This is a genomic window from Billgrantia kenyensis (assembly GCF_013697085.1).
Classification (GTDB): Bacteria; Pseudomonadota; Gammaproteobacteria; order Pseudomonadales; family Halomonadaceae; genus Halomonas; species Halomonas kenyensis.
On record NZ_JACEFT010000010.1, the window covers coordinates 17065 to 29682 of the forward strand.

The 12618-nt window shown below is 64.5% G+C and carries 14 protein-coding genes and 1 tRNA gene; 12 read left to right on the plus strand and 3 right to left on the minus strand.

Features of this window, described 5'->3' with window-relative positions; all coding sequences use genetic code 11:
- The first annotated feature begins 195 nt into the window (after positions 1 to 195).
- The 3 genes from H1D44_RS09680 to H1D44_RS09690 all read left to right on the plus strand — a co-directional run bounded on the left by H1D44_RS09680 (position 196) and on the right by H1D44_RS09690 (position 3318).
- Positions 196 to 1371 carry a porin gene (locus H1D44_RS09680; RefSeq protein WP_181514650.1) on the plus strand — a complete coding sequence of 392 codons (1176 nt, stop codon included), beginning with the start codon at positions 196 to 198 and terminating at the stop codon, positions 1369 to 1371.
- 211 nt (positions 1372 to 1582) lie between these two features.
- On the plus strand, positions 1583 to 2332 hold the full coding sequence (fnr, locus tag H1D44_RS09685; RefSeq protein WP_181514651.1) for a fumarate/nitrate reduction transcriptional regulator Fnr: 750 nt from the start codon (positions 1583 to 1585) through the stop codon (positions 2330 to 2332).
- Between the two features lie 179 nt (positions 2333 to 2511).
- Positions 2512 to 3318 (plus strand): sulfite exporter TauE/SafE family protein, encoded by an 807-nt coding sequence (locus H1D44_RS09690; RefSeq protein ID WP_220128040.1) that lies wholly within the window; start codon positions 2512 to 2514, stop codon positions 3316 to 3318.
- 83 nt (positions 3319 to 3401) lie between these two features.
- Here H1D44_RS09690 and H1D44_RS09695 read toward each other — a convergent pair whose 3' ends face one another.
- Entirely contained in the window at positions 3402 to 3659 is a 258-nt protein-coding gene (locus H1D44_RS09695; protein WP_181514652.1) for a hypothetical protein, read from the minus strand.
- A gap of 211 nt (positions 3660 to 3870) precedes the next feature.
- On the opposite strand from H1D44_RS09695, the gene H1D44_RS09700 reads away from it, so the two are divergent.
- On the plus strand, positions 3871 to 4608 hold the full coding sequence (locus H1D44_RS09700) for a Crp/Fnr family transcriptional regulator (RefSeq protein ID WP_181514653.1): 738 nt from the start codon (positions 3871 to 3873) through the stop codon (positions 4606 to 4608).
- 55 nt (positions 4609 to 4663) lie between these two features.
- Here the strand turns inward: H1D44_RS09700 and H1D44_RS09705 are convergent.
- Positions 4664 to 4740 (minus strand) — tRNA-Arg (locus tag H1D44_RS09705).
- A gap of 118 nt (positions 4741 to 4858) precedes the next feature.
- Between H1D44_RS09705 and H1D44_RS09710 the strand changes: the two genes are divergently transcribed.
- The 3 genes from H1D44_RS09710 to H1D44_RS09720 are packed head-to-tail and all read left to right on the plus strand — an operon-like array spanning position 4859 to position 8215.
- Entirely contained in the window at positions 4859 to 6367 is a 1509-nt protein-coding gene (locus H1D44_RS09710; protein WP_181514654.1) for an amidase, read from the plus strand.
- Between the two features lie 34 nt (positions 6368 to 6401).
- Entirely contained in the window at positions 6402 to 7208 is an 807-nt protein-coding gene (locus H1D44_RS09715; RefSeq protein WP_181514655.1) for a methyltransferase domain-containing protein, read from the plus strand.
- Entirely contained in the window at positions 7205 to 8215 is a 1011-nt protein-coding gene (locus H1D44_RS09720) for a methyltransferase (RefSeq protein ID WP_181514656.1), read from the plus strand. The genes H1D44_RS09715 and H1D44_RS09720 overlap by 4 nt, the downstream gene beginning before the upstream one ends.
- Here the strand turns inward: H1D44_RS09720 and greB are convergent.
- Complete coding sequence (gene greB / locus H1D44_RS09725; RefSeq protein WP_181514657.1) at positions 8185 to 8733, minus strand: transcription elongation factor GreB; 549 nt, start codon at positions 8731 to 8733, stop codon at positions 8185 to 8187. The two genes, H1D44_RS09720 and greB, sit on opposite strands and share 31 nt — an antisense overlap.
- A 169-nt stretch (positions 8734 to 8902) precedes the next feature.
- On the opposite strand from greB, the gene H1D44_RS09730 reads away from it, so the two are divergent.
- From H1D44_RS09730 to cysD, 5 genes are all read left to right on the plus strand, one after another.
- Complete coding sequence (locus H1D44_RS09730; protein WP_181514658.1) at positions 8903 to 9538, plus strand: TRAP transporter TatT component family protein; 636 nt, start codon at positions 8903 to 8905, stop codon at positions 9536 to 9538.
- A 119-nt stretch (positions 9539 to 9657) separates the two neighbouring features.
- A complete protein-coding gene (locus H1D44_RS09735; RefSeq protein ID WP_181514659.1) occupies positions 9658 to 10302 on the plus strand; it encodes an NUDIX domain-containing protein in 645 nt (214 codons plus the stop codon).
- Between the two features lies 1 nt (position 10303).
- Positions 10304 to 10753 carry a DUF1249 domain-containing protein gene (locus tag H1D44_RS09740; RefSeq protein WP_181514660.1) on the plus strand — a complete coding sequence of 150 codons (450 nt, stop codon included), beginning with the start codon at positions 10304 to 10306 and terminating at the stop codon, positions 10751 to 10753.
- A complete protein-coding gene (locus H1D44_RS09745) occupies positions 10750 to 11487 on the plus strand; it encodes a phosphodiesterase (RefSeq protein WP_181514661.1) in 738 nt (245 codons plus the stop codon). The genes H1D44_RS09740 and H1D44_RS09745 overlap by 4 nt, the downstream gene beginning before the upstream one ends.
- 118 nt (positions 11488 to 11605) lie before the next feature.
- Positions 11606 to 12577, plus strand: a complete 972-nt coding sequence (cysD, locus tag H1D44_RS09750; protein WP_422671661.1) for a sulfate adenylyltransferase subunit CysD — start codon at positions 11606 to 11608, stop codon at positions 12575 to 12577.
- The last annotated feature ends 41 nt before the right edge of the window (positions 12578 to 12618 follow it).

Below are 12618 nucleotides of genomic sequence, written 5' to 3' on the forward strand. Positions count from 1 at the left end.
TTTTTCCCGGTATAGAGTTCTACCTGCGAGCATTGGACTATAACAAGGCTTCGCTGCGGTCATGTCCGGCCCCGGCCCTTCCTGGGAAGGAACCGAGCCAAGCACGGCGGGACCCATGCCCGGCAAGCTACCTGCACCGATCATTGATCGTGCAGTAACGATCGAAACAGTAAGCTAGTGAAAGGAACTAATGAGATGAAAAAGACACTGTTAGCGACTGCCATTGCCGGTGCCATGGTCTACGGCGCCACTGCTGCTCAGGCTGCCACCGTCTACGACCAGGACGGCACTCAGGTCGACGTCTACGGCCGCATCAACCTCGGTGTGACCACCGGCGGGTATGACGGATCCTATTCCGCTTTTGACGCGACAACCGGTGAAGAAGTTGGTGTTGTCGTCAAGGAAAGCGGCTCAGAATTCGTCGACGTCTTCTCCCGTTTCGGCTTCCGTGCCCGCCACCAGGTCTCCCCTGACCTGCAAGTCTTCGCCAACATGGAGTTCCGTCCGCAGCTCAACGCGCAGAACACTGACTCCATGCAGATCCGCAACTCCTTCGTGGGTCTTCAGGGCGATAGCTGGGGTATGGTCCGCGTCGGTAACTTCGACGGCGTACTCTACCAGGCCGTGACCAGCAACTTCGAAATCCAAGAGTACGAAGGCTTCACCTCCACCAGCGGTGGCGCGACTTCCGCTCGCGGTGACTCCATCCAGTACTCCACGCCGAACCTGCAGGGCTTCCAGGCTCATGTCCAGGCCAAGCACCTGAGTGGCAACAATCGCAACGATAGTGAAACAGTGCGCTTGACCGACGGTCAAGAAGTACTTCTTCTTGAAACTGAAAGCCCTTCAGCAATTGCTGGCGATGGTGATAACTCCTCCACCGTGAGCTGGCAGGCGGCTGTCAACTACGAGTGGCAGGATCTCTACCTGGGCCTGGGCTACAACCAGTCCAAGGATGTTAGCGACCGTGGTGCTCGCTATGCTGGTGGTGCCAACAACCCCGCTGGCGAGGACATCTGGGCTGCTGCCGCTCTGTATCAGTTCACTCCGGCCTTCCGTGCGGGTCTGAAGTATGAGGAAGTGACCGATCTGGTTGATAACCCCTCAGCTACTGCCATCGAGAACCTGTGGACTGTCATGGGCGTATTCGACTACGGCATGGGTGAGATCTACGCCGACTACAACCGTGTGCGTATGGCTCAGGATGGCGTCGACAGCCAGAACCGCTGGACTCTGGGTGCCAACTATCGCTTCAGCCAGCCGATGTACGTCTGGGCTGAAGTTGTCGACTACGACTTTGATTCTGAGCAGGCTATCGAAGACATCACCGACGACCTGCGCTTCACCGTCGGTCTGCGCTACGACTTCTAAGTCGAGCTGATCGCAACACACGTCGATTCGTCGACGACAGAACCGGCCCTTCGGGGCCGGTTTTTTTGTTCCTGGCTGCCGACGATGGTCGACTTGATGCAGGTCAATCAACGTTTCTTTTTGTTAACATGGACAGGCGCCAGGCGGGACATGTGCCATGGCGCAGGCGAGAATCGAGGTTTACCCTCACCCGGCAGAAAGGAGAGCGCTGATGAAGCCCCAGCCCGCCCGGCGGTCGAGCCCCGGCGTGCCCCGCTGCGAGCGCTGCACCCTGCATGCCCGCTGCCTGCCCCTTGGGCTCGAGCTGGATGCCCTGCACTCCTTCGAAGCCATCATTCAGGTGCCGCAGGCGCTGAAGCGTGGCCAGGCCCTGGTGCGCCAGGGGGAGCCCTTCGAGAACCTCTACGTGGTACGCTCCGGTAGCCTCAAGCAGAGCGTGGCCCAGCCGGGCCAGCGCGATCAGGTCACGCATTTCTACCTGCCCGGTGAGGTGGTGGGGCTCGACGCCATCGGCGAGGCAGAGTGCCACGGCAGCGTGGTGGCGCTGGAAAGTGCCTTCGTCTGCGAACTGCCGTTCACCCGACTGGAGGACCTGGCCGAGCAGCTGCCGGAGCTGCGCGGCCAGCTCTATCGCTGCATGAGCCGCGAGCTGCGCCGCGACCAGCGCATGATGTGCCTGCTCTCGGGGCGTACCGCCGACCAGCGCCTGGCCAGCTTCCTGCTGGGCCTGTCCGAGCGCTTCCGTGCCCGCGGCTTCTCGCCGTTCTGCTTTCGCCTCTCCATGTCGCGATCGGATATTGCCAACTACCTCGGTCTGGCGCTGGAAACCGTCAGCCGGGTACTGGCACGCTTCCAGGAGCAGGGCACGATCGCCGTGGCCGGGCGCGAAATGACCCTTCTCGACATCGAGTCACTCGAGGGCCTGGCCCGCGAAGGCGTGGGGCTGCGCGGGGTGAATTGAAATCGATGTGCCTGGGCTGTCCTTGACCGTTTATCGACTTCCCATGGATCCCTGCATCACCAGCTGACGTATTGTCTCGGCCATGAAGCGGCTGGCGCAGCACACGCCTAACCGGTCCAGATGCAAGGTTTCTGATAGACTGGGCCGCTTGTGAGTTCGTGACCCTGCGAGGAGCGGCTTTGGATCTGGTCTGGTGGTTGTCCTACATGGCCCTGGGTGGCGTTGTCGGTATCATGGCCGGCCTGTTGGGTATTGGCGGCGGCGGCATCATGGTGCCGATATTGACGGCGCTGTTCGTCATGCAGGGCGTGCCGCATGAGCATCTGGCTCACCTGGCACTGGGAACGGCGATGGCCGCAATCATTCCCGCCTCCACGGCGAGCCTGCTCTCTCACCGTCGCCACGGAGCCGTACGCTGGGAGATCGTCCGTTCCCTGACCCCGGGCATACTGGTGGGGACCTTCCTGGCCACTTTCTTGGCAGCCCTGATACCGACAAGCGGCCTGGCCATCTTCTTCGCCTGCTTCATGATCCTGATGTCGCTCCAGATGCTGGCCAATCTCAAGCCGAAGCCGACACGGAACCTGCCGGGCCCCGCAGGCCTTGGCGGTGCGGGTCTGGGGATCGGTGGCATTTCGGCACTGGTGGCCATCGGCGGTGGTTCGCTGACAGTGCCGTTCCTGACCTGGTGCAACGTCAAGCTGCCCATGTCCATCGGAACCTCGGCTGCGGTGGGGCTACCCATCGCCTTGGCCGGTGCCCTGGGCTACCTGATCAATGGTTGGGGTACGCCTGGCCTGCCGGACGCCGCAATGGGCTTCGTCTACGTGCCTGCACTGCTGCTGATGGCTCCCTTCAGCATTCTGCTGGCGCCCGTGGGCGCCAGGCTGGCGCATCGCCTGCCGGTGGCGATGCTCAAGCGGGTCTTCGCGGTGATGCTGATGGGGCTGGCACTGCAGATGGTGTACACCGTATTCAACGCCTAGCACTTTGCTCGCCATTCAGCCTGCGCCAGGGCCAACAAAAGGTGGCCCTGGTGCAGGGCAGCTCAGGAATGGCTTCTGCCGGCTCAGGCGCTGTGCTTCAGTTCGGGCGTGGACAGTACCGCCTTGAGGTCAGCCAGGTCGCGTGAAACGTCGCTCTCGACGAACTCCGCGATCATGCGTTCGGCTTCACGCAGTGCCGCCTGCTCCACGTACTCGGCATAGGTGATGACAACGGCGTCGCAGTAGCGGCAAGTGAGCTGGTCGGTGGGTTTCGGATTGCCGTTCCAGAAATTGGTGCCGTTGCATTCGGGACACGCGACTTTCCTTGTGCGTTGAAACATTCTGGCCTCCTGCCTGAAGTTCATGGTTGGCTTAATCATCCTAACACGATTTTGGCTGGCGTCATCCTGTGTCACTCAGGCCTGTCGGCTACTGTCTCGAGCAGGTCGGTGACTCCTCTTGGAGTGAAAAGTGTGCACAAGCGCGGTCGCGAGGTTGCCTCCCATGACCTAGGGTGAGGTCATTGGCCTGCAACCTGCAAGGAAGTGTGACATGACAGACGAAACACATTCGCCTCATATGATAAGCCGCAGGCTAGAGAGCATCTTTCCCATTACGGACGAGGAGAGCCAGGCGTTTAAGGAACTGCCGGTACAGGTGGTGGCACTCAAGGCCGACCGAGATATCGTCAGTATCGGCGACCGGCCTCACCAGTGTTGCATGGTCCTGGAGGGGTTCACCTGCGTCTACAAGCTGAGCCAAGCGGGGAAGCGCCAGATCATGGCGCTGCATCTGCCCGGCGATATTCCTGACCTGCAGAGCCTGCACCTGGCGGTGATGGATAACAGCATCGCCACAATCAGCCCCTGTACGGTGGGGTTCATCCAACATGCCGACCTGCGCCGCATCTGTGAATGTTACCCACGCCTTGCTTCAGCCCTGTGGCGCGAAACCCTGGTGGACGCAGCCCTCATGCGCGAGTGGCTGCTCAACATCGGTCAGCGCGACTCCTTCACTCGCACCGCGCATCTGCTCTGCGAACTGCAGATGCGGCTCAGGGCCGTGGCGCTTATCAATGGCCCTGCCTTCGACTTGCCAATAACCCAGGAACAGATGGCCGATGCGGTCGGCATCAGTACGGTCCACATGAACAGGGTCTTTCAGGCGCTGCGTGCCCGAAGCCTGATCAAGAGGTGCAAATCCGAGGTTACCATCCTGGATTGGCAAGAGCTGCAGGAAGCGGGGGAGTTCGAGCCACACTATCTGCACTTGAGAGAGGCGGTGGCCTGAGCGCAAGGCTGCCGTTCGGCGAAAAAGCGTACTTGAAGAAGGGGATGGATAGAGATGGCGCCCCCTTCAGGATTCGAACCTGAGACCTGCCCCTTAGGAGGGGGCCGCTCTATCCAGCTGAGCTAAGGGGGCGTTTCGGCTGCGCATTATAAGCCCTTGTGGCAACGAGATAAACCGTTGGCTCGGTCGACGTTGCCCCGGGGAACGTCAGGCGGCATGATTCGTTGAGTGACTGTTGCCGAGATGAGCCATGGATATCGCTGAATATCAGTGCCACGACGCTCTGGGCCTGGCTGAGCTGATCCGCCGGGGTGAGGTCAGCCGCACGGAGGTGTTCGATGCCGCTTGCGCCGCCATCGAGCGCGGTGACCGGAGCGTGCAGGCGCTGGTGCGTACCCGATTCGAACGCGCTCGAGACGAGAGCGAGAGGGTCGACAATGCCGCACCCTTTGCCGGTGTGCCGACGCTGACCAAGGATCTGCTGATGGCCATCGTCGGCGAGCCGCTGGCCTTCGGCAGCGCATCCCTGGCGACCTGGCGGCCCCAGGAAGACTCGAGCCTGGTCACGCGGCTGCGCCAGGCGGGCTTCGCACTGCTCGGCCAGACGGCCACGCCCGAGCTGGGGCTGATGGGCATCACCGAACCGCGCGCCTTCCCTCATCCCCGCAACCCCTGGCAGCTCGAGCTTTCCCCCGGGGGCTCCAGCGGCGGCGCGGCCGCGGCGGTGGCCGCTGGCCTGGTACCGGTGGCCATGGCCGGTGACGGTGGAGGCTCGATCCGGATACCCGCCAGCTACTGCGGCCTGTTCGGGCTCAAGCCCTCACGCGGACGGGTACCGCAGGGGCCCATGCATGGCGAAGTGTGGCTGGGAGCGGTGGTCGAGCATGCCTTGACCCGTTCGGTGCGCGACAGCGCCGCGCTGCTTGACGCCATCAACGGCATGGACGAGGGTGGCCCCTATCCTGTGGCCCGGGAAAGCGGCTTTCTGGCGGCGCTGGAGCGCCCGCCCGAGCCGCTGCGGGTGGCGGTCTCGCTAGGCGAGCCGCTGGGCAAGCCGCTCGGCACCGAGCTGGACCCTCAGGTCCGCCAGGCGGTGGAAGCGGCGGCGGCCAGGCTCGAAGGCCTCGGGCATCACGTCGAGTGGGCCGATCCACCGGTCGACGGTGAGGCGCTGGCCAACGCCTACCTGACGCTCTACCTGGGACACGTCAGCGCCGATCTGGCGTGGATCGCCCGGGAAACCGGCGTGGCAGTCTCACGCCTCGAAATCGAGCCCGCCACCCGTGCCATCGGCCGCCTGGGCCTTCACCTCTCGGTACGCGACTATGAGCTGGCCAGGCGCGAGTGGAACCTGGCAGCCCGGGCCATGGGCGCCTTCCATCGCCGCTTCGACATGCTTCTGATGCCGGTAACCGCAGCGCCGCCACCGCGCCTCGGCGAGCTCTACCCCCCACCTTCCCATGAGCGGCTGATGTCGCTGCTGGCCCTTCCCGGGGCGCCCAGGCTGGCGCTGAAGGCTGGCATGCTGCGCCACCTGGCGCGCGATGCCCTGTCCCGCACGCCCTACACCCAGCTGGCCAACCTCACCGGCCAGCCGGCCATGTCGCTGCCGCTGCATGTCACGCCGGAGGGCTTGCCGGTCGGCGTCCAGGTCGTCGGCGCCATGGGCGACGAGCGCCGCCTGCTGGCGCTGGCGGCTCAGCTGGAAGAGGAGGTGAAGTGGCAACGACACCTGCCCAGGCTTTCACGGGATAGGTAGAATGCCCCGCCACATACTTTCGCCAGGCACAGCCATGACCCACTCCACTCCACTTTCGCCAGCCGGAGATCGGCATTTCGACGGTCTTGCCGAGAAGTTTGCCGGCAGCCTCTACGGCGGGCCGCGCGGCGCCCTGCGCCTGGCCCTGCTCGACGAACTGCTGCCGGCCATGCTCGACCTCGATGGGCAGCCGATGCTGGACGTGGGCGGCGGCCTTGGCCAGCTCTCCGCCTGGTTCGCCGGGCGTGGCCACACCGTGACGCTGCTGGAGCCGGCCGGCGAGATGCTCGAGCGCGCCCGTGTGGACCTCGTCGAGTGGCCGGTCACCTTTGTCGAGGCACCGCTGCAGGCGCTGCCGGAAAGGGCGCCCGGACCTTGGCCACTGATTGCCTGCCATGCGGTTCTCGAGTGGCTCAGCGATCCGCGTGCGGCGCTCGCCACGCTGGCCGGCGCTCTCGCCCCCCACGGGCAGCTCTCGCTGATGGTGTTCAATCGCGATGCGCTGCGCATGTCCAACGTGGTCAAGGGCAACCTGCAGAAGGCGCTGGACGACCGCCTCGAAGGAACCGGCAAGCGGCAGAGGCTGACCCCCATCTCGCCGCTTTGTCATGAGCAGATCGCGACCTGGAGCCGCGACTGCGGGCTGTCGGTCCGCTCGGTGGCGGGCATTCGCGTTTTCCATGACTACCTGCGCCACCCGCCGACCAGCGAAGCCGACTGGCAGCGCCTGGTGGCGCTGGAGCGACGCTATTGCCAGGCCGAGCCGCACTGGCGCCTGGGCCGCTACCTGCTCTATACGCTGGTACGCGCGGAGGGATCATCTGAGGAGGCGCCCCGATGAGCGCGCAAACGCCGGTATGCCAATTACTCGCGCGTCAGGACGCCGACTACCGCGGCTGGCTGTGGGTGGCCCCGCCGCGGGATGCCTGGCTCGAGGGGAGGGAGGGAAGTCTCCTCAGCGCCGACCATGGGCTGCTGCAGGCCTGGCGAGAACGCGGAAGCCACGCTCTCTCGCCGTTCGATGCCGGCTCCGTCGGCGAGCCTGCCGGTGCGGTGCTGTTCTGGCCCAAGAGCCATGCGCTGGGCGAGTGGTGGCTGCTGTGGCTGTGCGCCAACCTGCCGGCGGGTACGCGATTGCAGTTGGTGGGCGAGAACCAGGGCGGCATCAAGCGGGTGCTGAAGGTGCTTGCCGCGTTGGGGCTGGGCTGTCGCAAGCTCGACAGCGCGCGGCGCTGCATCCTGTTCGAGACCCGCCTCGGTGACGTCGGCCTCGACCCTGACGCCGCCTGGACCACCTTCGAGGCCGAGGGGCTGACGCTTGTCAGCCATCCCGGCGTGTTCGGCCACGGCAAGCTGGATGCAGGCACCAGGCTGCTGCTCGAGTGGCTCGAGCGTGACCTTCCGGAGCCCGGGCAGTCGCGCGAAGTCCTCGACATAGGCTGCGGCGACGGCATCATCGCCGCCTGGCTGGCTCGCCGTGGCCACACGGTGACGGCGATAGACGTGAACGGCTTCGCGGTGGAGGCGACCCGGCGAACCCTGGCCGCCAATGGCCTCGAAGGGCAGGTCCAGGCCGGCGATGTCTATTCGACCCTCAAGGCGAGGCGCTTTGCCGCCATCGTCAGCAACCCGCCGTTTCATCAGGAGCGCAACATCGACTACGGCCCGGCAGGGCGACTGATTCGCGAAGCGCCGGCGCACCTGCTCCCTGCCGGCGAGCTGTGGCTGGTGGCCAACGCCTTCCTGCCCTATCCCGACTTGCTCGAGAGCATCTTCGGTGGCTTTCAGGTCGTTGCCGACGACCGCCGGTTTCGGGTCTATCGGGCGCGGGTGGCAGGGTCGCGGTAAACGATATCGGTGATGATATAGGCGGTGTCGCCAGCCGGAGCCTTCACCGTCACGTCGTCGTCCAGCGCCTTGCCCAGCAGTGCCTTGGCCAGCGGGGCATCGACGCTGATCCAGCGCTTGGTGGTATCGGTCTCGTCGTGGCCGACAATGCGGATCTGCATCTCCTCGCCTGCCTCGTCCTCAAGAGTGACGAAAGCACCGAAGTAGACCTTGTCGGTATCCGCCGGCAGCCGATCCACCACCTGCAGTTCGTCGAGCCGCTTGGTCAGGTAGCGGATGCGGGCGATGACCCGGTTGAGCTCCTTCTTGTTGTAGGTGTAGTCGGCATTTTCGCTGCGATCGCCCAGCGCTGCGGCCTCGCCCACCTTGGCTGACAGCTCGGGGCGCTTGATTCGCGAAAGGTGATCGAGAATGCCGCGCAGGCGCGCCGCACCCTCGGCGGTGATCAGGTTGCTCCTGGGCTCCTGGCGCGGATCCTTGGCGGGATCGCGCCAGCGCGTCATGTTGCGGCCCTTCATGCCGGTGCGCTCCTCCATCGATGCGAATCAGGCAACATACGCCATTGGCCGGCAGGGGGCCAGGCATCCGTGCTTCGATGGGGCTGGCGAATCATTCAAACGTTCGTTACATTTCTAGGGCGGTCCTGCCGTACCCAAGAACAACCTTTGCGAAGAAAGGAGTCTGGACATGTTACGACGTCAGCTTATCGGCGCTGCACTGGGCGCCGGCCTATTGCTCGCGCCGTTCACCGGTGCCCTGGCCTGGGAGGGCGAGATCGAGGCGCTCAAGCAGCGCTGGGAGCAGATCACGACACAGCAGGCGGAAGGCGAGCGTCGCCGTGCGCTCCAGTCATTGGCGAATGAAGCCGAGCAGCTGGCCGAAGCCAATGCCGGTGAGGCCCAGCCGCTGATCTGGCTCGGCATCATCGAGGCATCGCATGCCCGTGAGCGCAGCGGCCTGGGCGCGCTCGGCAGTGCCCGCTCCGCTCGCGATGCGCTGGAGCGTGCCATCGAACTCGACCCCCAGGGCGGCAACGGCTCGGCCTACGTGACTCTGGGCGCGCTCTACGACCGCGCCCCGGGACGCCCCGTTGGCTTCGGCAACAGCGACACCGCCGAACAGATGTTCCAGCGTGCCCTGGAGATTCGTCCCGACGGCATCGACGTCAACTACTACTATGCCACTTTCCTCGAGGACGAAGGTCGCCAGCAGGAGGCGCGCGAGCATGCCCAGCGCGCTGTCGACGGCATGGCACGTGAGGATCGCCAGGCCTCGGACGAAGCACTGCGTGAAGAGGCCCGAGCGCTGCTGTCCAGGCTTTGATTCCGCCCATGCATCACGCCGTGCGTTCGTCGCTGCGAACGTGCGGGGTCGCATGCAACGGTTGGCTTTCCCGGCTGCGGTCATGATAATGGTCGCCATTCGCAGATTCGGAGACCGGCATGACCGACTCTTACGATGGCGGCCGGGAAACCGCCTTCCTTCCCGCCTTTCATGCGGATGATGTCGAACTGATCGAGCGGCGTCGACTGCATCAGGGCTTCTTCCGCCTGGATGAAGTGCACCTGCGCCATCGTCTGTTCGAAGGTGGCTGGAGCGGCGAGATGGTGCGTGAAGTCCACGTGCGCCACGACGCCGTGGGTGTGCTGCTCTATGACGTCGAACGTGACTGTGTGGCGCTGGTCGAGCAGATCCGTGCCGGTGCCCTGGACGATCCGCAATCACCATGGAAGCTCGAAATCGTCGCCGGTCTGGTGGATGCGGGCGAGAGCGCGGCCGAAGTGGCCCGGCGCGAAGCCATGGAAGAGGCCGGTTGCCAGGTCGATGAGCTGATCGAGCTGCATACCTACTACCCGAGCCCCGGTGCCTGCACGGAGCGGGTGACGCTATTCTGTGCCCTGGTCGACTGCGGCGGCCTGGGAGGCGTACATGGGCTGGATGAAGAACACGAGGATATTCGCGTCCACGTGTTACCGTTTAACCGGGCCTGGGAACTAATGTTGGCCGGGCGACTCGACAATGCCATGTGTCTGATCGCCTTCTACTGGTTGGCGAGCGAGCGCGCATCACTGAGAGCAAGGGGGTAGCATGGCGAGAACCGCCTATGTCACCGATCTGAAAGGCCTGCAGGGCGAATGCAGCGCCAACTACCTGCGCCTGACCCGGTTACTGGGCGATCTGGGTGTGGGGGCAACGCGCGAATTCGAGCTGACCGGCACCCGTGGCCGGTTCGGCACCCTGTGGCTGTCGGTGCTGGAGCGGGCGCCCTACACCACCATTGCCCGTGTCAGCCAGAGCAGCCTGATGGATGGCGTGATCGAGCCGCCGCGCATGCGCGTGCACCTCTACCACGACGTGCGCATGGCCGAGGTCACCGACTTCCAGCGCGAGCGCCACTTCCGCGGACGCTACCGCTATCCCAACGTGCGCATGTTCCAGCCCGACGAGAAGCTCCAGCTCAACCGCTTCCTCGGCGAATGGCTGGCTCATGGCCTGGCCCATGGCCACCCGACCAACCTGACGGAACAGCCGGGATGACGCGTCTGGTCCAGCTCACCGACTGCCATCTGCATGCCGATCCCGCTGCGCGCTCCCGAGCCGGGTTTCCGCTGCGTCAGCTCGAAGCCGTGGTGGAGGCGGTGCGCCACGAGCGCCCGGATCTGGTCCTGGTCACCGGTGACATCAGCCAGGACGAGACCCACGCTTCTTACCACAACGCCGAGCGGGTGCTTGCCAGCCTCGACTGCCCCTGGTTCTGGTTCGGCGGCAATCACGATCAGCCTGGCCTGATGCGGGATATCCGGGCCATACACGACGACATCGATCTCGGTGTCTGGCGTTTGCTGATCGCCGACACCTGCGTTGCCGGACAGGCCCACGGTGAGCTTGGCGAGGACCGGATCGCTGCCCTGGCGGAGCGTCTTGCGCAGGACGAGCGCCCCACGCTGCTGGCCATGCATCATCCCCCGCTGGCCGTTGGTTCCGTCTGGCTCGACGAGATCGGGCTCAAGGACAGCGAAGCCCTGTGGCAGGCGCTGATGCCGTTCACTCAGCTCAAGGCCATTCTCTGCGGGCATATCCACCAGGCCTATGCTGGCCGCCACTCCCTCGAGGAAGGCGATGTGATGGTCTACGGCTGCCCCTCCACCACCGACCAGTTCCTGGCCGGCGCCGACGCTTTTGCCATCGACGAGGCGTCGCGGCCCGGATACCGGGTGCTGGATCTGCACGAGCGGGAGTGGCAGACCTGGATCGAGCGTGTCGATCTCTGATGTTGATTTCTTTTTGATATAAAAAGATAGGCAATCATTCTTTTACGTTATTACTGAGGCAGCGTTACCCTGTTCGCATGATCCTTCCTGCCCATCGTCATGCGAGGTATCCGGGCCGATGACCACTCTCCAAGCTCCCGAGCAGAAGCCGGCTACTCCAGCTGCCGACCCGGCAGCCTTGCTGTCGCCGCGCCGGCTGACCCACCTCCAGCAGCTGGAAGCCGAGTCGATTCACATCATCCGCGAGGTGGCCGCCGAGTTCCGCAACCCGGTGATGCTCTACTCCATCGGCAAGGACTCCTCGGTGATGCTGCACCTGGCGCGCAAGGCGTTCTTCCCCGGGCCGCCGCCGTTCCCGCTGCTGCATGTGGATACCACCTGGAAATTCCGCGAGATGATCGCCTTCCGCGACCGCATGGCCGCCGAGGTCGGCATGGAGCTGCTGGTGCATACCAACGAGGAAGGGCGTGCCGCCGGCATCAACCCCTTCGATCACGGCTCCAGCGGCTATACCGACGTGATGAAGACTCAGGCCCTCAAGCAGGCGCTGGACAAGTACGGCTTCGATGCTGCCTTCGGCGGTGCTCGCCGCGACGAGGAAGCCAGCCGGGCCAAGGAGCGGGTATTCTCCTTCCGTGACAAGTTCCACCGCTGGGATCCCAAGAGCCAGCGCCCGGAGCTGTGGAACCTCTACAACGCCCGGGTCAACAAGGGTGAGTCGATCCGTGCCTTCCCGCTGTCCAACTGGACCGAGCTGGACATCTGGCAGTACATCTACCTCGAGCAGATTCCCATCGTGCCGCTCTACTATGCCGCGCCGCGCCCGGTGGTGGAGCGCGACGGCATGCTGGTGATGGTCGACGACGAGCGCCTGCCGCTGACCTCCGGCGAACTGCCCGAGGAGAAGTGGGTGCGCTTCCGCACCCTGGGCTGCTACCCGTTGACCGGTGCGGTGGAGTCAAAGGCCGACACCCTGCCCGAGATCATCCAGGAGATGCTGCTGACTCGCACCAGCGAGCGCAGCGGCCGGGCCATCGACCATGACCAGGCGGGCTCGATGGAGAAGAAGAAGCGTGAGGGGTACTTCTAGCCGCTGGCGAAAGCTCGCTGCGTCTCGCTGACTTTTCGCTC